The sequence below is a fragment of the Marinifilum fragile JCM 15579 genome (genome assembly GCF_001310955.1).
GTDB lineage: Bacteria > Bacteroidota > Bacteroidia > Bacteroidales > Marinifilaceae > Marinifilum > Marinifilum fragile.
Window position 1 is genome coordinate 13,604 of the sequence record NZ_BAZX01000038.1, and the last position, 20,284, is coordinate 33,887.

The following is a 20,284-nucleotide window of genomic DNA, read 5'->3' on the forward strand; positions in this document are numbered from 1 at the left end:
TTTGGTAATCTATTCTTTATCTCGAACAAATATACTCATTCTATAAAAAAGTAATTGAGAGAATTTATGATTCAACAAAAGAAAAAAAGCCAAATTCTCATGGGATTTCAATATACAATGTTGTAAATTTAAACTGATCGCATCTAAAATTTGACACATAAAATCATGACTAATATTCTTATTATTGGAGCCGGTCTTTCATCAACAGATCTTATTCAGTATTTGTTAAAACACTCAGATAAATACAATTGGAAGATCAGTGTTGGTGACATGTCTCTCGAACTTGCCAAACAAAAGGTTGGAAATCATCCTAACGGATCAGCATTCCAATTTAATCTAAAAGATTTGGAGCAAAGAGCTTCCGAAATTTCTGCAGCAGATATCGTTATCAGTATGGTTCCTGCCTCTATGCATATTATTGTTGCTCGCGAATGCTTACAGCATAAAAAGCACATGCTTACCCCATCCTATGTAAGCCATGAAATGATGGATTTACATGAGGAAGCAAATGAACTTGGCTTGTGTTTTTTGAATGAATTGGGTGTTGATCCTGGAATTGATCACATGTCGGCCATGCAGGTTATTGATCGCATTAAAGCTGAAGGTGGAAAACTTTTATCTTTTAAATCATTTTGCGGTGGATTAGTTGCTCCTGCTTGCGACGATAATCCTTGGCATTATAAATTCTCCTGGAATCCAAGAAATGTTGTTGTTGCCGGACAGGGAACCGCACAATTCAAAGAAAATGGACATTACAAATACGTTCCGTACAACAACCTTTTCCATAAATTAACTAAGACCAGTGTTAACGGATATGGTGAATTCGAGGTTTATCCAAACCGAGATTCGTTACAATATTGCGAGTTGTACGACATAGAAGACATTCCTACCATTATGCGTGGAACCATGAGACGACCTGGCTATGCTGAAGCCTGGAACATCTTGGTTCGCTTAGGTTGCACCGATGATTCATATGTGATGAAAGATTCTCACAAATTATCGAATAAGGATTTTATAAAAAGTTTTCTTCCTGAAAATGGATCTTCTACAAAAGAAAGCCTGGCAAAATTTGTTGATATCGATTCTAAATCGAAAATCATGGAGAAATTGAACTGGCTGGGATTATTCTCAAACGAGGTAATGGAAATTAAAGAGGCTACTCCTGCTTTTTTCCTTCAAAAAATTCTGGAAAAAAAATGGGCTTTAGGCGATAAAGACAGAGATTTATTGGTAATGCAACACCAATTTGAATATGAAAATACTGGTATGAAGAAAAGGATTATCTCCTCCATGACTTATGAAGGTAAAGATCGTGAACACACAGCAATGTCGTATACCGTTGGAACTCCCCTAGCCATTGCAACAAAACTATTGGCAACGGGAAAAATTAACTTGACCGGAGTTCACATTCCAACCATGCCGGAACTTTACGAACCCATTTTAAAAGAATTAGAAGATTTGGGAGTTCAATTTATAGAGGACGAAAGTATTATTCAGTAGACAATGATCATTAAACAGTTACCAAATGGGTAGCTGTTTTTTTTCTTTCTAAGAATGATGATTATCTCGATACTAAAACTTAGTTTTGTTAGCATTCAAGTTTAATCATCTGATATGATCAAGAGAAATACATTACTGATTATTATAGCAATTCTATTACAAGCCTGTGCAGGTTCTAAACCATTCACTGCTTATTGGAATGCAAAAAAGAATATACAAGCCAACAAATTCTCAGAGAAGGAGGCTTTGTATTATCAGTCTGCAGATCAGATCTCAGTTAAAGTTTTCAACAACAACGAGTTTATAGATATTTTTCTCGAAACCAACTCCCCGGGAACTCTCAAAAAAATATACAACTTGGGCTTAAGCCTATGGATTGATCCGAATGGCAAATCGAAAAGGGTTTATGCAATTAACTACCCTATGCCCGCAGAAACACCTTATACCGACAAACAATTTAAATCCTATCTGGAAAGATTCAGTAGAGTAGAATTTCAGGAAGAATTAATTGATCGATTTCAGAATTACGAACTGATTGACACAAGAATCGATGAGAGTGTTTTGACCTCTACTACTGTAAAAGATGAGAAAGTTAAAGTACAACTAGAAACTGTCGATCAGATCCTGTTTAGCTATCATGTGAAGATTCCAATAAAGGTACTTTACCCTGATAATACAGAAGTCAAAGAGATCAGTATTGGCATAAACAGTATCAACGAAGCCAACAAACAATATTACTCAGCGATGAGTAGCAAGGAGGTAATTCAAAAAAATCTGGATGAATTGAAAGTTGGAGCTTACCAAAATAAATCTGAACTTGAAGAGTGGTGGGTGAATTTTACGCTTGCAGACGAGTAAGTTTAAAGAATAATTGTTGAAGAAAGGAATAGTCGCTAAAGACAGCATTAATGCTGTCTTTACAATACCACACAAAAATTGCGTTTTATATACCAGACGAAATTAAAACTTTAAATAGAATTCTTTTGTCAGTTCAATATATTGTGGAGAATATACATGTCTTTGTCCATTTTCAACAATAAGTTCTTCCTCTAAGGTATTGCATTCTTTCAAAGAGAATTCGAGCAAATACCTTTTTGCTGGCTTTCCAGGATTAGGCAACACGTGACACTTTCTTTTCAATGAAAAGCCTGTAAGTTTCGCTAACCTCATAAAGTAATTTCCTTCCTCAATAGGCAAAACCACCGAAAAAGTTCCTTCAGGATTCAAAAGCATTTTGGCACCTTCCAACAATTCTTCAAATGGCAAGTGATCTGCATTTCTGGCCTTAGTTCTCGATTCCTCTTTTGCATCCAAACCATTCATGAAATAAGGTGGATTGCTCACAATGGCATCATACTTTTCTTCGCTGCGAGCGCAAAGTTCCTGGAACGATTCATGAATACCAAAAATTCTATTGCCCCACGGACAAGCATTAATATTTTCCATGGCTTGCTGATAAGCTGAATCATCAATTTCAACTGCATCAATTCTTACCTTAGAATGGGTTCTTTGCGCCAACATGATAGCAATCAGCCAGTTCCTGTGCCGACATCAAGTATTCGTTGTGATTTTTCCACATCAGTCCATGTCCCCAATAGCACACCATCGGTACCCACCTTCATGGCAGATCCATCTTGATGTATTGTAAATTGTTTGAATTTGAAATAATTGTTAGGCATGTTTCCTTTATAATTGAATTAGTATGTGTAAGAATCAAAACTTTTCGAATATTCCCAATCCAAAAAGTGCATAATCGTACTTTACAGGATCATTGGGATCAAAGGAGCGAAGATTCATTGTTATTTCTTCCACAGCTGGCCAATCGCTTTGCTTGCGAGTTAATAAACCCAATTTTCTTCCTACATTTCCGGTATGCACATCCAATGGCAAAAATAAATCTTTTGATTCAATTCCTTTCCACAAGCCAAAATCTACATCGCGTTCATCATCACGAACCATCCAACGCAAATACATATTAATACGTTTTGCCGATGATTTCTTCAGTACATTCGAAATGTGTTTTTGAGTTCGAACCAGATGCTCTGGTTCAAAAAACACTTCTCTAAAATAGGCAATTGCCGATTTAACGTCACCCCCTTTTTTATAGCCTTTGGTAAAAACCCTTTCAAGTCCAGCGTGATTCTGGTAGATGTACTTTAGTGATTTGATAAAGAAAATACAATCATCACCATTAAAGGTTCTGTGCTTAAACTCTCTGAATACATCCAGATCTGCCTTCGTTGAATTCATCAAAAATTCGTAGGGCTGTTGGTTCATGAACTCCATCAATCGCTTTGCATTTCGAATGATAGTAGGTCTTTGGCCCCAGGCAATACTGGCACTCAAAAAGCCAGCAATCTCAATATCTTCTTTACGAGAAAATTGTTTTGGTATTAATATCGGATCTGATTCGATGAATGATTCTCTGTTGTAGAGATCATACTTTTCTTCCAGGAAATCCTTTAGGTCAGCAAAAATCATATTGCTTATTTTTCGATCAAGCCATCGGAGATCACAATTTTTCGATCGGACATTTCGGCCAACTCCAAATCGTGCGTTACAATTACAAAAGTCTGATTGAATTTATCTCTTAACGTAAAAAACAGTTCATGCAATTCCTGTCTTGTCTTGGAATCAAGATTTCCAGACGGCTCATCAGCAAGAATTACCAATGGATCATTAATTAATGCACGGGCAACAGCTACTCTTTGCTTCTCTCCTCCCGATAACTCAGAAGGCTTGTGATCCATTCTGTGCCCCAGATTCAACATTTCCAAAAGCTCCTTAGCCCTTCCTGTAGCTTCTGCTTTCGATTTTTTTGCAATGTATGCAGGAATGCAAACATTCTCGAGCGCAGTAAATTCAGGCAATAAATGATGAAACTGAAAAACAAATCCAATATTTGAATTACGAAATGCAGATAAATCCTTTTCGTTTAATGTAGCCACATTGGTTCCATCGTATACAATGGCTCCACTGTCAGGTCTATCAAGAGTTCCCAAGATTTGAAGTAGAGTGGTTTTACCTGCACCGCTAGCTCCAACCACCGATACAATCTCTCCTTTTTCAATGGTAAGATCAACTCCCTTAAGGACATTTACTTCACCAAAACTCTTTTTGATTTGTTCTGCACTAATCATACCTCATCAATTATTTCATCTGTTTATAATTTTCCTTTAATTGTCAGATGGAAGTCGTAAGATCAAAATAATTATTGATTTGTGGATTTAATTATTATTTTAATCTTACTTATTTCATGAAAACCAAATATACATAAAATAAATAGGAAGAAAGCAATAAAACACCTTTCCATCTGTGCAGTTTTCCTTTTTTCAAAGGCAAAATTAACAAGAACAACAGCAGAGATACTGCAAGCATAAACAATGCATCAAAAGAAATAATTTCGTCACTTACTTTTATACTCTTAATGATAGATGTTACTCCAAGAACTCCCAGAATATTGAAAATATTTGATCCAATAATATTCCCTATTGAAATATCCATCTCCTTCTTGTAGGCTGCAACAGCCGAAGTTGCCAATTCGGGAACCGATGTTCCAAAAGCAACAATGGTTAATCCAATTACACGCTCACTTATGCCAAAATCAGTAGCGATACTTTTTGCACTTCCAACCAACAGGTTTGCTCCAAAATACAAGCCCAAGGAGGATGCAACAATTAATAATACTGCAACTGAAATAGAATGTTTAGCCGGCTTTAGCTCTTCAGAAAGGTTTCTTTTTTCCCTTCTCGAATTCCAAATGGTCCAAACCATAAAGAAGATCAACAATAGAACAAAAACAATTCCTTCTATGGTTTGAAGTTTACCATTTAAGGCAAAAATATAGAACAGAAGCGATGCCCCCATCATAACCGGCCAATCGTATTTAATTGAATTGCTACGTACCGGCAAAGGCAATAAAACTGCGGTAAAACCAAGCACCAAGGCTATGTTGGAGATATTCGACCCTACAACATTTCCTATCGAAATATCCGGACTACCGTTAAGAGCTGCGTCTAAACTTACAAATAGTTCTGGAGCCGAAGTACCAAAGGATACCACCGTAACCCCAACCACTAAGGTTGAAACTTTAAAATGCGAAGCAAGGGCAACTCCACCTTTTACAAGCAGATCACCACTATACAATAGGATTACAAATCCCAGTAATAAATAGATATAGTCCATTGATATGATAAAATTTATCCAGAAAGGATAAAAAAGGCATTTGCCTGTTTAAAGCTTTTTATTGATATCATCCTTAAAATCCTTGATGTTATCAAGAATATCAGTTTCATCTTTTATTTCCTTTTTGATATCGTCTGCCGCTCGTTTAAACTCTTTCATTCCTTTTCCTAAGCCTTGTGCCAATTCAGGAATTTTTTTCGATCCAAAAAGTAGAAGAATAACAACCAGAACAATAACAATTTCCCCTCCACTAATAAATAAAAGTATGCTTTCCATCTGATGAATATTTTTCACAAATATACCCAAGAAATTTCAAATTAATACGATAGTTGTTGATACTTGTATGCGAAAATCTTATTTCGAAACAAATTGCAATAGTTCAGTTACAATAATCAGAACTTGCGTAGGTCAAGCATATAGTTCCGAAGGTGAGAGGAATATTTCCGCACAAAGCTCCATCATCACTTTTTATGTGCGGAAAGGGTATCCTTGCGTGCGGAAGCCATTTTTTCGCGTGCGGAATAATATTTTGGTGTGCGGAGTAATATCCTAAAACAAAAATCCCCCGAACCAAACGGCCGGGGGATGAAACTTATAGAAAGTTCAATTATTTCTTTCTCTTTTCTACCACTTTTTCAACACGTAAGCTTGTGTCGTAAGCAATAGGAGATGCAATGAATAGTGATGAGTATGTACCTACTATAACACCTACTAACAATGCAAATGTAAATCCTTGGATTGAAGTACCACCGAACAAGAAAATTGCCAATAATACAACCATGGTAGAAAGCGATGTACTAAATGTACGACGCATTGTACTGTTCAAGGCTTTATTCACAACCTCTTCGCGATCACGTTTAGGATATAATCCCAAGTACTCACGGATACGGTCAAATACTACCACGGTATCATTAATAGAGTAACCAACTACCGTAAGGATTGCTGCAATAAATGCTTGGTCGATCTCTAAAGAGAATGGCAATAAACCAGATCCAATAGAGAAGATACCCAATACGATGATCGAGTCGTGAGCCAATGCAGCAACTGCACCTAAACCATACTGCCAGTTCGAGAAACGAACCATGATGTATAAGAAAATCACGATTAATGCACCCAAGATAGACCACAATGCAGAAGTACGAATATCATCAGCAATGGTAGGACCAACTTTCTGAGACATTTTACGGTTGTTTTCTAAGAAATCAACTTTTGTTGTTCCATCAGCCAAGTATGATTTCAATCCTTCATATAGTAATCCTTCAACTTCGTCATCAACCTCAGTTCCCGCTTCGTCGATTTTGTATTTAGTAGTAATCTTAACCTGATTGTTACCACCGAAAGTTTTTACTTCAGGAGCGTGACCATATACTGGTTCCAATGATTTAGCAACATCTTCAACACCTACTGGCTGATCGAAAGCTACAACGTAAGTTCTACCTCCAGTAAAGTCGATACCTTGGTTCAAACCTTTTGTAGAAAGTGATACAACACTTAATACAATAGCTGCACCAGAAATTACGTAGAATAATTTTCTTTTCTGTAAGAAAGTAACAGCCGAATTTCTCAACCAGTTATCAGTAAATTTAGTTGCGAAAGTAACGTTACGATTACGAGCTGTTTGCGCTTCAAAAATTAATCTTGTAATAAAGATTGCAGCAAACAATGATGAGAAGATACCGATTACCAATGTAGTTGCGAAACCTTTAATTGGACCTTCACCGAATAAGTAAAGAATGATACCAGTTAACAAGGTAGTAATGTTACCATCGATAATTGCAGAGTAAGCATTCTTGTAACCATCGCTAATCGCAAGGCCTAATCCTTTACCAGCTTTCAACTCTTCCTGAATACGCTCATAGATCAGCACGTTCGCATCAACCGACATACCAATTGTTAATACAATACCCGCAATACCTGGTAATGTAAGAACAGCTCCCAATGAAGCCAACACACCAAAAATAAAGAACAAGTTCGCAATCAATGCGATGTTAGCCGCTAAACCTGCACCTTTACTATAGAAGAAGAACATGTAAACCAATACCAACACGAAAGCAATGATAAATGAGTACATCCCTTTTTGGATTGACTCTTTACCAAGAGATGGACCAACAACTTCGTCGGCAATAATATGTGCCGGAGCAGGAAGTTTACCTGATTTCAAGATGTTTGCCAAGTCTTTTGCCTCAGCAACAGTAAAGCTACCACTAATGCTTGACTGACCACCTTTGATTTCACCCAATACGTTTGGTGCAGAATATACATATCCGTCCAATACAATTGCAATTGCACGGTTAACATTATCTTTGGTTAAACGAGCCCAAGTTTTAGCACCTTCACCACTCATACTCATCGACACTTCATACTTAGCAGTATTTTGGTCAACTTGTTCGCGTGCTGAAGTAACTGCATCTCCATCCAATGGAGCTTTACCATCGCGGCTTGTTACTTTAATCGCAAATAATTCGAATACATTACCTCCCTCATCAATAGGCTTAACTCCCCAGAAGAATTTCAAGTTACGAGGTAATACCGATTTAATAGCAGGCATTGTCAATGCTTCATTCACCTTAGCAGTATCCTTAACGTGAGACATACCCACAACTGCTTTTGAAGATCCTCCTTGTTGAGTTGGGTTCAAAATTGAGAACAATGGGTACATTTTAGCCATTGCTTTTTCATCTTGCGATGTAGCCAATGAATCTTGAGCACCTTCTTCTTCAATTTTATCTAAAAGAGCAACCTCTTCATCTTTTGCTTCTTTTTTCACCTCTTCGGTAGCAGCTTCTTCTTCAACATCACCTGCATTTTTAATTTCGGCAAGTTTTGTGTTTGCTGCATTTAAGTATTGCATTACTTCAGGAGCACTGTAAGTTTCCCAAAACTCAAGACTTGCAGTTCCTTGAAGAAGTTTACGCACACGTGCAGCATCTTTAATACCTGGAAGTTCGATGATGATACGACCTGATACATCAGCTTTCTGAATGTTTGGCTGAGCAACACCAAAACGGTCGATACGAGAACGTAGAATATTGTAGGTATTATCAATAGCAGCATCAGTTTCTTTCTTGATTACCTTTAACACTTCAGCATTTGAAGCTCCAAAAGGAATCTTGTCTTTCAACTCAAGCGTACCGAAAATATCTGGTGATGATAACTGAGCGTTAGGATCGATTTGCTCGAATGCTTGTCCGAACAACTCAACGAATCCTTTACCACTATTTGCCTGCATTTGTTTTGCTTTGGCAATTGCAGCATTAAAAGTTTCATCCTTGCTGTTGTTCGCCATCGCTTTGATGATATCAACAACAGAAACTTCCATTGTAACGTTCATACCTCCCTTAAGGTCAAGCCCTAAGTTCATTTCCAACTCCTTACACTCTTTGTAAGTGTAATTCTTCAACCATAAGAAATTGTAAACCCCTTCTCCTCTGATCGAGTCAAGGTAGGTTTGTTCTTTCTTAATGTCGCCAGCTCCAAACTCTCGAGCTTCCTTTTCAACTTTTTTCGTTACGTAAGTAAAAGTCAATTGATACAAACTCACTAACGCAAAGACAATAGCGAGTAGACGAATCGCTCCTTTATTTCGCATGTGTTTAGGTTTAAATAAATTCTTACTTTATGTGGTATTCTATATTTTCAACCGCAAATTAACGCACAAATATATTAATTTTTTTCTAATTCCTTTGTTCAATAATTACTAGCATTTTATGGATTTTCAGTCCTTTGTAAATCCCGCACGCTTACTCATTGTTTAATTGCAAAACTCTCCTTCTGTAATCAATAATTCCATTGTACTTTAAAAGGAAGTCACTTCCCAGCAATCCACAAATCTCTCGATTGCAATATTGGCGGTACATTTCATTAATTCCCGACAAGTTGATCAAGGCACAAGAAAAGTCATTTATACAAAGAGTTCCAATCTGAAAACGATCGATTTTAGCCATCTCCGTTTCTATACTTCCCTCGCCTAATCCTCTTGATTTTATCTCAGAATCTTCTTGAACCGCTTTTTGATAATCGTCAACAAAATTTTTGTCAAGTACCGTTTTAGAGGCACCGGTATCGATCACCATTTCTCCTTTCTGACCTGTGTTAATTTCACACTCAATCAGCAGATGGAAACTATTCTCTTCTAATTCTACAACCTCTATCGGTATCTCTATCATGTTCTTCAATTTCTGCAAAGGATAGCAAATATACCAAAAGGAAAGCTATTTTACTGCATGATTACTGAACAAAAGTGAGTGTAAATGAATGAACAAATATTTTATTGAATAAATGAGTATCCTGTTGACTAATGGGTGTTTAATAAATTAGACAAAAAAGGTCATCTCAAATGAGATGACCTCTTCCCTTTAATAAAATGAACCGATTAGGCAATAATGTTCATTTCATCCAATACTTTCATTACAGACTTAACAGCTTCTGCTGAACCTTTCAACAATGCCATTTCGTCTTCGTTCAATTTAACTTCAATAATTTCTTCAATACCGTTCTTACCCAATTTAACAGGTACACCTAGGTAAATATCTTTCATTCCGTATTCACCATTCAACAATGCACAAACTGGGAAAATTCTCTTCTGATCACGAACGATAGCTTCAACCATTTGAGCAGCAGCAGCACCTGGAGCATACCAAGCAGAAGTTCCCATTAGGTTTACAAGCTCACCACCACCGAATTTGGTTCTTTCGATAATAGCATTTAATTTCTCTTCTTCGATCAATTCGGTAACAGGAATACCAGCTACAGTAGTATAACGTGGAAGTGGTACCATAGTATCACCGTGTCCACCCATTAACAATGCTTGAATATCCTTTGGATTAACATCTAGTTCTTCAGCAAGGAAAGCACGGTAGCGAGCTGTATCCAATACACCAGCCATACCAAATACTTTGTTCGATGCTTTCTTAGCAGTTAAGAAAGCTGCATAAGTCATTACATCAAGTGGATTTGATACGATAATGATAATTGCATCAGGAGAGTGAGCAATTACATTTTCAGTAACTGATTTTACAATACCAGCGTTAGTGGCGATTAAGTCATCACGACTCATACCCGGCTTACGAGGAAGACCAGAAGTAATTACCACAACTTCAGACCCTGCAGTTGCAGCATAATCATTAGTTACACCTTTAACTCTTGTGTCGTAATAGTTAATAGGAGCAGTTTGCCACATATCTAATGCTTTACCTTCTGCCAATCCTTCTTTAATATCAACAACAACAACTTCGTTTGCCAACTCTTTCTGAGCGATACAATTTGCACAGGTTGCCCCCACGTTACCTGCACCAACTACGGTAATTTTCATATCAGTAAGTTTTTAGTAAGGCGCTTTACAATTTACTTCAGATAATATAAATCTAAGCAGCAAATTGCATAAGCAATATTCATTGATTTATTAATTATTTCTTTATTTTAATGTAGAATTTTTTCTCTATTCTGAGAACAAATATAAGTACATTGCCATATTTGCAAGTATAAAAACAACTGCTTTCCAACAGCTATTTCTAAATATATAAAAAATCCTCAACAAATATCGAACTTATGACATATTTAGAGATTTTAAAATTGGGTAAAAACACCCATACAGTAGGTTTCAAGAATAAACGATAATCGGGTCTTCTAGTATTATCGGTAATTTCAGCTTAAAACAAGCAGCCTTATTTTATATTTTTTACTTATAGATATGAATTGAAATTACAGGTCGCAAGTCAGAATTAACTATACGCAAACGATTACGGAATTTTTTCCGTTATAAATAAAAAAAGTGCATTGATTAACACCAATGCACTTAACTTAAAATATATGAGTTTTTACTATTTAATGATCTCTTTTATTTCTGAAATGATTTTATCCGCCAATTTATTTGCAGTTTCTTCATTCTCGCTTTCAGAATAAATTCGAATAATTGGTTCCGTATTAGATTTTCTTAAATGAACCCATTCTTTTGCAAAATCGATCTTCACACCATCAATATCATTCACTTTTTCATGTTGATATTTCTCTTTCATTGCTACAAGAACAGCATCAACATCAATTTCTGGAGTTAATTCAATCTTGTTCTTAGAAATAAAATAGTTTGGATAAGAAGATCTCAATTCAGAAGCTTTCATTCCGGTTTTTGCCAAATGACTTAAAAACAAACCAACCCCAACCAAAGCATCGCGACCATAATGACTGGCAGGATAAATAATTCCTCCGTTTCCTTCGCCACCAATTACCGCATTGTTAGCTTTCATTTTGGTTACAACGTTTACTTCACCTACAGCAGAAGCTTCGTATGATCACTGTGTTTTTCGGTAATATCTCTAAGAGCTCGTGTAGAAGACAGGTTTGAAACCGTATTTCCTGGAGTATTTGCTAGCACGTAGTCAGCACAAGCTACAAGTGTATACTCTTCACCAAACATACTTCCATCTTCGTTAACAATCGCAAGTCTGTCAACATCCGGATCAACAACAAAACCTAAATCAGCCTTACCTTCTTTCATTACCTCAGCAATAGCAGTTAAGTTTTCAGGTAGTGGTTCTGGATTGTGTGGGAAATGACCATTTGGTTCGCAGTACAATTCAATTACATTTTCAACTCCTAATGCACGAAGCATACCAGGAATTGCAATACCTCCTACCGAATTAACAGCATCAACAGCTACTGAGAAATTCGCTTTTTTGATGGCTTCCACATCTACCAAATCCAAAGACAGAACATGATCGATATGCTTTTGAGTGTAATCTTCTACATTAGTAATACTTCCTAAATCATCAACATCTGCGAAAAGGAAATCTTCTTGCTCAGCAATGCTTAGCACTAACTTGCCATCCTCATCATTAAGGAATTCACCTTTTTCATTCAATAATTTAAGAGCGTTCCATTGTTTTGGATTGTGGCTCGCAGTTAAAATGATACCCCCATCAGCTTTTTCTTCTGTTACGGCAAACTCGGTTGTTGGCGTAGATGCCAAACCGATTTCCACAACATCAATCCCTAAGCCAATTAATGTACCAACTACAAGTTTATCTACCATTTCACCTGAAATACGAGCGTCGCGACCAACAACCACTTTAATTTTTTTGCCATCATGTCTTCTGATTGCCCAAGTTCCATATGCAGCCGAAAACTTTACCACATCTAAAGGACTAAGACCTTCGCCTACTTTTCCTCCAATAGTTCCGCGTATTCCGGAAATTGATTTAATTAATGCCATTTTTTAATTTTTGTTAAATGTTTACAATCACACACACAAATTTAGCGTCGAAAAAAACAATGAATTAATTTTCGCTCGTACAAATGTAAAAAATCTATCAAGTTTAATTTACAATCAAAATGAACTTTTTGAAATGTTACTCAAATATATTCTTTGATAATTAATACCTTTGCAAGTTCAAAACATTGATCATACTGTCAGAAATGGAAGAGAAGACTTACGGTAAGCCTAGAAAAGGAAAGACAAGCTACCGATCAAAAAAATATAGCGGAAACAAATCAGAAGAATCTAAATCCGATTTTAGAAAAAATCCTAAAAACAAGGAAGAAAGAAAAACTTTTTCTGAAAATCCAGAAAAAAAGAAGCGATTTTCTAAGCAATCAGATCAAAAAAGACCTTTTAAATCGAAAAAACGATTTGATGAGAATGGTCCTGACAAAGAATCTTTGCGAAAAAGACACTATAGCAAGAAAAAGCAGCTTGAGCATGCTAAAATGATGGGACCTAAAGATGGTATTCTGAGATTAAATAAGTTCATTGCCAATTCAGGTGAATGTTCGAGACGCGAAGCTGATGCAAGAATAGCAGAAGGTCGTGTTACGGTAAATGGTGAAATTGTAACTGAAGTTGGAACCAAAGTGAATCTTAAAGATAAAGTTTGCATGGATGGAGTTTTACTTCAGCCGGAATCGAAAGTTTATCTTGTTTTAAACAAACCAAAGGATTTTGTAACAACCTTAGATGATCCAATGGGGCGAAAAACTGTACTCGACTTGATTAAACATGCTTGCAATGAAAGAGTTTATCCTGTTGGAAGATTAGATAGAATGACAACCGGAGTATTGTTATTTACCAATGATGGTGATCTTACCAAACGCTTAACTCATCCAAGTTACAACAAGAAGAAAATTTATCATGTATTCCTGGATCGTGAAATTTCGCAGGAGGAACTTGACATGATAGCCAAAGGTCTGGAATTGGAAGATGGTTTCATCAAATCGGATGCTATTAGCTTTGCCGATCCTAAAGACAAAAAACAAGTTGGAATTGAAATTCACTCTGGGAAAAACAGAATCGTTCGTAGAATTTTCGAACATTTAGGATATACAGTTGAGAAACTTGATCGTGTTTTCTTTGCAGGAATCACCAAGAAAAATATCCCAAGAGGAAAATGGAGATTCTTAACTGCAGAAGAAGTTAGAATGCTAAAGTTATTCTAAGAATATTTTAATTGAAATATACTAAAGAAGTTAAATAAAAAACGGCTCCCCAATAGAGAGCCGTTTTTTTATATTTTCAAAGTAATAACTTTTACAAAGTTCTTCCAGGATAAACCTTTAATGCTTCAGCTAAAGTTTCCATTGCTTTTGCAAGATCTTCCTTCTTCAATACGTATGCGATACGAACTTCGTTTTTACCTAAACCTGGAGTTGCATAGAATCCTGTAGCAGGAGCAACCATTACTGTTTGGTTTTTGTACTCGAAATCTTCCAAAATCCACTGAGCAAACTTATCTGCATCATCAATAGGAAGTTTAACAACTGTGTAAAATGCACCTTTAGGAGTTGGACAATAAACACCTTCCATTTCATTCAAAGCCGCAACCATAAAATCGCGACGAGCAATGTACTCATCGTAAACTTCAGTAAAATATTCCTGTGGAGTATCCAAAGAAGCTTCAGCTGCAATCTGACCAAAAGCTGGAGGACACAAACGAGCCTGAGCAAATTTCAATGCGGTAGTGATTACCTCTTTGTTTTTGGTAATCATAGCACCAATACGAACACCACATTCTGAGTAGCGTTTCGATACTGAATCCATCATTACAACGTTTTGCTCCAATCCTTCAAGGTTCATAGCTGAGAAGTGCTCTTCTCCACCATAACAGAATTCACGATAAACTTCATCAGAGAATAAGAACAAATCGTGCTTCAAAATCAACTCACGCAATTGGTTCAATTCCTCTTTAGAATATAGGTAGCCAGTTGGATTGTTTGGATTACAAATCACAATCGCCTTAGTCTTAGGAGTCATTAACTTTTCAAACTCTTCAATTGAAGGCAATGCAAAATCATTCTCGATACTTGAAGTAATCGGTACAACCTTAACACCAGCCGAAATCGCAAAACCATTGTAGTTAGCATAGAACGGTTCAGGAATCAAAACTTCATCACCTGGATTCAAACAAGTCATCAATGCAAAAGTGATTGCTTCAGATCCACCAGTTGTAATCAACATCTCCTCTTCGTTAACATCAATACCAATATTTTGATACATTTTAGCCAACTTCTTACGGTAAGAAATATTACCGGCAGAGTGAGAATACTCTATAACTTTCTCCGTACAATTTCTGATTGCGTCCATTGCAACTTCCGGAGTTTTAATATCAGGCTGACCAATGTTCAAGTGATAAACTGTTCTGCCTTTAGCTTTTGCGCCTTCCGCGTAAGGAACCAATTTACGAATTGGTGATTCAGGCATCAATCTTCCTTTGTCTGATATCTGTGGCATTTGTTATGTGTTTATATATTTTATGAATAAGGTTTTCTAATTCGCCAAAAGTATATAAAAAAGCAGGTAAAAAAAATGATTTTTAATGCTTTTCAACATTGATTTAAAAAACTGACCATTAGGAAGAAGCAGACGATTGATTTTAATGATAAAACGATTGCGAACTCTTATTTACCCTCTCCCTCATTTTATTGTCATTCAGTGAAGTAATATCCCATAGAATTTCTTAATTTTGACCCAAATTTTTTTGAAAATATAGAATTATTAAATTATAGTTAAACAAATGGAAATCCCAACTAAGTACAATCCTGCAGAATCGGAGGACAAATGGTATAAGTATTGGATGGATAAAGGATTCTTCCACTCTGTACCAGACGAGAGAGAGGCGTATACAATTGTAATTCCGCCACCAAACGTCACCGGCGTGTTACACATGGGGCATATGCTAAACAATACAATTCAAGATGTATTGGTCCGCAGAGCCAGATTGCAGAGAAAGAACGTCTGTTGGGTACCAGGAACCGACCACGCATCGATTGCTACCGAAGCTAAAGTTGTAAATAAGTTAAAGCAAGAAGCATTGCCAAAGCAGATATCACTCGCGACGAGTTCATGAAGCATGCTTGGGAGTGGAAGGAAAAGCACGGTGGAATCATTTTGGAGCAGTTGAAAAAATTAGGTGCTTCATGTGATTGGGAACGTACTGCTTTTACCATGGATGAATCTTTGTACGAATCAGTAATTGATGTATTCATCGATTTGTATAAGAAAGATAAGATTTACCGCGGTGTTCGTATGGTAAACTGGGATCCTGCGGCGCAAACTGCTGTATCCGACGAAGAGGTAATCTACAAAGAGCTGCAATCAAAGCTTTACTATTTAAGATATAAAATTGAAGGAACCGAAGATGAGTATGTGACTATTGCTACTACTCGTCCAGAAACCATTTTGGGTGATACAGCTGTTTGTGTGAATCCAAACGATGAACGTTTTGCTCACCTAAAAGGTAAGCGTGTAATTGTTCCTTTGGTAAACCGTTCTGTACCTATTATTCAAGATGAGTATGTAGATATGGAATTCGGTACTGGTGCATTGAAAATTACACCAGCTCACGATTTGAATGACTACGAAATTGGTGATCGTCACAACTTGGAATCTATCGATATCTTTAATGACAATGGTACCATGAGTGAAGCCGCTCAAATGTACATTGGTAAAGATCGTTTCGAAGTACGTGATTTGATTGTTCCTGATTTGGAAGCTGCAGGTAATTTGGTTAAGGTTGAAGATTACGTGAACAAAGTTGGTTTCTCTGAAAGAACCGATGCAGTAATCGAGCCTAAGCTAAGTATGCAGTGGTTCTTGAAAATGAAAGAACTTTCTGCACCAGCATTGGAGCATGTAATGAATGATGACATTCAATTACACCCTGCTAAATTCAAGAACACCTACCGTCACTGGATGGAGAATGTAAAAGACTGGTGTATTTCTCGTCAGTTGTGGTGGGGACAAAGAATTCCTGTATACTATTTACCTGAAGGTGGATATGTAGTTGCCAAAACAGTTGAGGAAGCTATTGAAGAAGCAAAAGCTAAAACTGGTAAAGAATACAAAGCTGAAGACTTGCGTCAGGATGAAGATGTATTGGATACATGGTTCTCTTCATGGTTGTGGCCAATCTCTGTTTTCGACGGAATTCGCAAGCCTGGTAACGAAGAAATTAAATATTATTACCCAACCAATGATTTGGTGTCTGGTCCGGATATTCTATTCTTCTGGATTGCACGTATGGTAATTGCGGGTTATGAATATATTGGCGAAAAGCCATTTAGCAACGTTTACCTAACAGGTATCGTTCGCGATAGCCAGCGTCGTAAGATGTCTAAGTCGCTAGGTAACTCACCAGATCCATTGGATTTGATTGCTAAGTATGGTGCTGATGGTGTTCGTGTGGGTATGTTGCTTTGTTCTCCTGCTGGAGGTGACTTGTTGTTCGATGAGAACTTACCTGAGCAAGGACGTAACTTTACTACCAAAATCTGGAATGCGTTCCGTTTGGTTAAAGGTTGGGAAGTTGCAGATATTGAGCAACCTGAATCAGCAAGAATTGCTACTGAAGTATTCCACGCACGTTTGAACAAAACCATGGAAACTTTAGATGAGCAGTTCAAGCAATACCGCATCAGTGAGGCATTGATGACTGTTTACACTTTATTCCGCGATGAATTCTCATCATGGTACTTGGAAATGGTGAAACCAGGATATCAACAGCCAATCGACAAGAAAACTTACGAAGCTACAGTTGGCTTGTTCGAGAAGTTGATGCAGTTGCTACATCCATTCATGCCTTTCTTAACTGAAGAAATCTACCAGTTGTTAGCTGATAGAACTGAAGAGGATAGCATCATGATTTCTGTAATGCCTAAACCTGAAGCTTACGAAGCTAGTTTATTAGAGAAATTCGAGCAGGTGAAGGAAGTGATTGTTGCAGTTCGTAACATCCGTAAGCAGAAAAACATTGCATTTAAAGATGAATTGGCAATGAATTATATGGTTAAAGAAGGTAATTACGATACTGCTTTCGACACTGTAATTGCTAAAATGTGTAACCTTAACGAAATTTCAGCTGCCAATGGAGAAATGACTGGCGCAATGTCTTTCATTGTAAAAGCTGTTGAGTATTTCATTCCTCTTGGAGATTTGGTTGACGTTGAAGAAGAATTGAAGAAATTGGAAGAAGAGTTGAAATACACTCAAGGATTCCTAAATTCTGTTTCCAAAAAATTAAGCAACGAGCGATTCGTAAACAACGCTCCTGCCCAAGTAGTTGAAATGGAGAAGAAAAAGCAAGCTGATGCTGAAGCCAAAATCAAAGTTTTGGAAGAGCGCATTGCCAGTATGAAATAATTGAGATCATCTCATATATATAAATGCCGTTCCAAAAGGAACGGCATTTTTTTGCCCTCAATTTTCTTTTGTGTAATTTCGGACATCAAAGTCTTTTAATGCAATTACAATGAAGAATAAAAAATGTTGCTGTGCGCCTCAGTCCGAAAGAGTACTAGCAAATTCAACAATACAGAAGCAGATAACACCTTTAAATGATGCAAATTTTGATGATATGATTTGCATCCCTAAAGGAGAGTTTCTTATGGGAACAGATTATGAAAAAGCATATCCGGAAGATGCTGAAGGACCAATTCGAAGTGTTGCTGTTGATTCATTTTACATTGACAAGCATGCAGTTTCAAATCTAAAGTTTTCTGATTTTATCAATGCTACTGGATATATAACCGATGCAGAGAAATTCGGATGGTCGTTCGTTTTTCATTTGCTCCTGCCACAAAATGAAGCAAGACATTTAATGCAAATTGGGAGAAGTGTTGCTGGATTAGAATGGTGGCTGCAAGTTGAAAGTGCTTGTTGGAAAACTCCTGAAGGCCCAAGCTCAAATTTTATTGGGAAAGAAAATCATCCAGTTACCCATATTTCTTATAACGATGCTTATGCATATAGTAAGTGGGCTGGAAAAAGGCTTCCTACTGAAGCTGAATGGGAATATGCTGCTCGTGGTGGGTTGGAACAAAACCTATTTCCGTGGGGCAATGAATTAACACCAAATGGTGTACATCAGTGCAACATTTGGCAGGGCAATTTTCCTAATAGCAATAGTTTAAATGATGGTTTTTTAGGAACAGCTCCTGTCAATCAATATGAACCCAACAATTTTGGTTTATATAATATGTGTGGAAATGTTTGGGAATGGTGCCAGGATTGGTGGACAGATGATCCCAATCAGAAAGGTGGCAATTTTAACCCCCAAGGTCCTGATTTTGATCCAATGAATCGAAAGTTGATGAAGGGAGGATCTTTCTTGTGTCATGATTCTTACTGTAATCGATATCGTGTTGCAGCAAGAACTAGTAATACTATTGATTCTTCAACTAGCAATCTAGGTTTTCGGTGTGTAAAAGATATCCAGGAATAGTTTGATTTTTTCTTATCTATTGTACCACTTACATTTTTCTTATCTTCGCCCCACAAAATAACTTAAACATTAATCAAAATGAGTATCAAAAGAATCGATTCAACTCCAAGAATGAGCCGCATTGTAGAGCACGGCAACACTATTTATTTATGTGGACAAACTGCAAAAGATGCTACTAAGGATATCAAAGAACAAACTGTTACTACTCTTGAAAAAGTAGAGGAATTGTTGGAGAAAGCTGGTTCTGACAAGAAGCACATCCTATCTGTAACCATTTACGTTCGCGATATGAAAGATTTCGCTGCTATGAACGAAGTTTGGGATGCATGGGTAGAAGATGGATATCAACCAGCTCGTGCATGTGTTGAAGCACGTATGGCTCGTCCTGAATTATTGGTTGAATTGTCTGTTGTAGCAGCCAAGAAAGAAGCTTAATCACAGTAAAAACATAAATATAAATCCGAAATACCACATTGGTGCTTCGGATTTTTTTTACGCTTGTAGCTTCTCTATCTTTTTGTTTCTAATTAGTTCGTAAATGTACCTTCCCAGAAAAAAAATTTGAGACACAAGTAAGAATTGGTCAAGTAAAGACCAATACTCCATTTGAGATGGAGAAAAATGCGCTTCCATCTGAAAATCTTCAGATCCACTAATCGCTTGCAAAATAAATCCCATTCCAACAAGTACTGAAAACATCATACGAGACCAGCCAATACGTTTTTGATACAACTTATAAATGGTATTGGTAATCAAAAACAAGCCAATAATTAATCTTCCAAAATCCATCTTGTTTAGTTTACTGTATAGTCTGACAAATATATCTACGTTGACTGGTGTAAACGAATAATAAGCTATGTTCTTTGGCAAAAGTATCATTCTATCTAGCATCT

General features: G+C 36.8%; 20 protein-coding genes. 7 read left to right on the forward strand and 13 right to left on the reverse strand.

The window, feature by feature from the left end; translation table 11 throughout:
* Positions 1-165 precede the first annotated feature (165 nt).
* Together JCM15579_RS18125 and JCM15579_RS18130 are read left to right on the forward strand one after the other, a co-directional pair.
* Positions 166-1,500, forward strand: coding sequence for a saccharopine dehydrogenase family protein (locus JCM15579_RS18125; protein WP_054722422.1), 1,335 nt, complete (start codon positions 166-168; stop codon positions 1,498-1,500).
* 114 nt (positions 1,501-1,614) lie between these two features.
* Positions 1,615-2,358: a hypothetical protein gene (locus JCM15579_RS18130; RefSeq protein ID WP_054722424.1), complete on the forward strand. Its 744-nt coding sequence runs from the start codon at positions 1,615-1,617 to the stop codon at positions 2,356-2,358.
* Positions 2,359-2,460: 102 nt separating this feature from the next.
* Here JCM15579_RS18130 and JCM15579_RS18135 read toward each other — a convergent pair whose 3' ends face one another.
* The 11 genes from JCM15579_RS18135 to JCM15579_RS18175 all read right to left on the reverse strand — a co-directional run bounded on the left by JCM15579_RS18135 (position 2,461) and on the right by JCM15579_RS18175 (position 12,892).
* Complete coding sequence (locus JCM15579_RS18135) at positions 2,461-3,021, reverse strand: tRNA1(Val) (adenine(37)-N6)-methyltransferase (RefSeq protein WP_054722426.1); 561 nt, start codon at positions 3,019-3,021, stop codon at positions 2,461-2,463.
* Positions 3,022-3,029: 8 nt separating this feature from the next.
* Positions 3,030-3,179, reverse strand: a complete 150-nt coding sequence (locus JCM15579_RS20995) for a hypothetical protein (protein WP_218186229.1) — start codon at positions 3,177-3,179, stop codon at positions 3,030-3,032.
* A gap of 34 nt (positions 3,180-3,213) precedes the next feature.
* Positions 3,214-3,981 (reverse strand): TIGR02757 family protein, encoded by a 768-nt coding sequence (locus JCM15579_RS18140; RefSeq protein ID WP_054722428.1) that lies wholly within the window; start codon positions 3,979-3,981, stop codon positions 3,214-3,216.
* Positions 3,982-3,986: 5 nt separating this feature from the next.
* A complete protein-coding gene (locus JCM15579_RS18145; protein ID WP_054722430.1) occupies positions 3,987-4,640 on the reverse strand; it encodes an ABC transporter ATP-binding protein in 654 nt (217 codons plus the stop codon).
* Between the two features lie 109 nt (positions 4,641-4,749).
* Complete coding sequence (locus JCM15579_RS18150; protein WP_054722432.1) at positions 4,750-5,685, reverse strand: calcium/sodium antiporter; 936 nt, start codon at positions 5,683-5,685, stop codon at positions 4,750-4,752.
* 48 nt (positions 5,686-5,733) lie between these two features.
* Complete coding sequence (gene tatA, locus JCM15579_RS18155; protein ID WP_083464758.1) at positions 5,734-5,961, reverse strand: twin-arginine translocase TatA/TatE family subunit; 228 nt, start codon at positions 5,959-5,961, stop codon at positions 5,734-5,736.
* Positions 5,962-6,292: 331 nt separating this feature from the next.
* A complete protein-coding gene (gene secDF, locus JCM15579_RS18160; RefSeq protein WP_054722434.1) occupies positions 6,293-9,274 on the reverse strand; it encodes a protein translocase subunit SecDF in 2,982 nt (993 codons plus the stop codon).
* Positions 9,275-9,425: 151 nt separating this feature from the next.
* Entirely contained in the window at positions 9,426-9,851 is a 426-nt protein-coding gene (locus JCM15579_RS18165) for a retropepsin-like aspartic protease (protein WP_157471549.1), read from the reverse strand.
* Positions 9,852-10,057: 206 nt separating this feature from the next.
* Positions 10,058-10,996, reverse strand: a complete 939-nt coding sequence (gene mdh / locus JCM15579_RS18170; RefSeq protein ID WP_054722438.1) for a malate dehydrogenase — start codon at positions 10,994-10,996, stop codon at positions 10,058-10,060.
* A gap of 508 nt (positions 10,997-11,504) precedes the next feature.
* On the reverse strand, positions 11,505-11,927 hold the full coding sequence (locus JCM15579_RS21660; RefSeq protein ID WP_245625980.1) for a phosphohexomutase domain-containing protein: 423 nt from the start codon (positions 11,925-11,927) through the stop codon (positions 11,505-11,507).
* Between the two features lie 23 nt (positions 11,928-11,950).
* Complete coding sequence (locus tag JCM15579_RS18175; RefSeq protein ID WP_245625981.1) at positions 11,951-12,892, reverse strand: phosphohexomutase domain-containing protein; 942 nt, start codon at positions 12,890-12,892, stop codon at positions 11,951-11,953.
* Positions 12,893-13,077: 185 nt separating this feature from the next.
* Here JCM15579_RS18175 and JCM15579_RS18180 point away from each other — a divergent pair, with 185 nt between their 5' ends.
* A complete protein-coding gene (locus JCM15579_RS18180) occupies positions 13,078-14,112 on the forward strand; it encodes a pseudouridine synthase (RefSeq protein WP_245625982.1) in 1,035 nt (344 codons plus the stop codon).
* Positions 14,113-14,203: 91 nt separating this feature from the next.
* Here JCM15579_RS18180 and JCM15579_RS18185 read toward each other — a convergent pair whose 3' ends face one another.
* Entirely contained in the window at positions 14,204-15,403 is a 1,200-nt protein-coding gene (locus JCM15579_RS18185; RefSeq protein ID WP_054722442.1) for a pyridoxal phosphate-dependent aminotransferase, read from the reverse strand.
* A gap of 283 nt (positions 15,404-15,686) precedes the next feature.
* On the opposite strand from JCM15579_RS18185, the gene JCM15579_RS22065 reads away from it, so the two are divergent.
* The 4 genes from JCM15579_RS22065 (at position 15,687) to JCM15579_RS18200 (ending at position 19,826) form a co-directional block, all read left to right on the forward strand.
* Entirely contained in the window at positions 15,687-16,019 is a 333-nt protein-coding gene (locus JCM15579_RS22065; RefSeq protein ID WP_262493543.1) for a class I tRNA ligase family protein, read from the forward strand.
* Positions 16,016-18,310: a valine--tRNA ligase gene (locus JCM15579_RS18190; RefSeq protein WP_262493544.1), complete on the forward strand. Its 2,295-nt coding sequence runs from the start codon at positions 16,016-16,018 to the stop codon at positions 18,308-18,310. Before JCM15579_RS22065 ends, JCM15579_RS18190 begins: the two co-directional genes overlap by 4 nt.
* A gap of 109 nt (positions 18,311-18,419) precedes the next feature.
* Complete coding sequence (locus tag JCM15579_RS18195) at positions 18,420-19,391, forward strand: formylglycine-generating enzyme family protein (RefSeq protein ID WP_054722443.1); 972 nt, start codon at positions 18,420-18,422, stop codon at positions 19,389-19,391.
* 78 nt (positions 19,392-19,469) lie between these two features.
* Entirely contained in the window at positions 19,470-19,826 is a 357-nt protein-coding gene (locus JCM15579_RS18200) for a RidA family protein (RefSeq protein WP_054722445.1), read from the forward strand.
* Positions 19,827-19,883: 57 nt separating this feature from the next.
* Here JCM15579_RS18200 and JCM15579_RS18205 read toward each other — a convergent pair.
* Positions 19,884-20,284 (reverse strand): hypothetical protein (locus JCM15579_RS18205; protein ID WP_218186230.1); only part of this gene is annotated, 401 nt, incomplete at its 5' end.

Coding starts and splice junctions, on each gene's coding strand:
- JCM15579_RS18125 (WP_054722422.1), top strand. CDS start 166: ATGACTAATATTCTTATTATTGGAGCCGGTCTTTCATCAACAGATCTT.
- JCM15579_RS18130 (WP_054722424.1), top strand. CDS start 1,615: ATGATCAAGAGAAATACATTACTGATTATTATAGCAATTCTATTACAA.
- JCM15579_RS18135 (WP_054722426.1), bottom strand. CDS start 3,021: ATGTTGGCGCAAAGAACCCATTCTAAGGTAAGAATTGATGCAGTTGAA.
- JCM15579_RS20995 (WP_218186229.1), bottom strand. CDS start 3,179: ATGCCTAACAATTATTTCAAATTCAAACAATTTACAATACATCAAGAT.
- JCM15579_RS18140 (WP_054722428.1), bottom strand. CDS start 3,981: ATGATTTTTGCTGACCTAAAGGATTTCCTGGAAGAAAAGTATGATCTC.
- JCM15579_RS18145 (WP_054722430.1), bottom strand. CDS start 4,640: ATGATTAGTGCAGAACAAATCAAAAAGAGTTTTGGTGAAGTAAATGTC.
- JCM15579_RS18150 (WP_054722432.1), bottom strand. CDS start 5,685: ATGGACTATATCTATTTATTACTGGGATTTGTAATCCTATTGTATAGT.
- tatA (WP_083464758.1), bottom strand. CDS start 5,961: ATGGAAAGCATACTTTTATTTATTAGTGGAGGGGAAATTGTTATTGTT.
- secDF (WP_054722434.1), bottom strand. CDS start 9,274: ATGCGAAATAAAGGAGCGATTCGTCTACTCGCTATTGTCTTTGCGTTA.
- JCM15579_RS18165 (WP_157471549.1), bottom strand. CDS start 9,851: ATGATAGAGATACCGATAGAGGTTGTAGAATTAGAAGAGAATAGTTTC.
- mdh (WP_054722438.1), bottom strand. CDS start 10,996: ATGAAAATTACCGTAGTTGGTGCAGGTAACGTGGGGGCAACCTGTGCA.
- JCM15579_RS21660 (WP_245625980.1), bottom strand. CDS start 11,927: ATGAAAGCTAACAATGCGGTAATTGGTGGCGAAGGAAACGGAGGAATT.
- JCM15579_RS18175 (WP_245625981.1), bottom strand. CDS start 12,892: ATGGCATTAATTAAATCAATTTCCGGAATACGCGGAACTATTGGAGGA.
- JCM15579_RS18185 (WP_054722442.1), bottom strand. CDS start 15,403: ATGCCACAGATATCAGACAAAGGAAGATTGATGCCTGAATCACCAATT.
- JCM15579_RS22065 (WP_262493543.1), top strand. CDS start 15,687: ATGGAAATCCCAACTAAGTACAATCCTGCAGAATCGGAGGACAAATGG.
- JCM15579_RS18190 (WP_262493544.1), top strand. CDS start 16,016: ATGAAGCATGCTTGGGAGTGGAAGGAAAAGCACGGTGGAATCATTTTG.
- JCM15579_RS18195 (WP_054722443.1), top strand. CDS start 18,420: ATGAAGAATAAAAAATGTTGCTGTGCGCCTCAGTCCGAAAGAGTACTA.
- JCM15579_RS18200 (WP_054722445.1), top strand. CDS start 19,470: ATGAGTATCAAAAGAATCGATTCAACTCCAAGAATGAGCCGCATTGTA.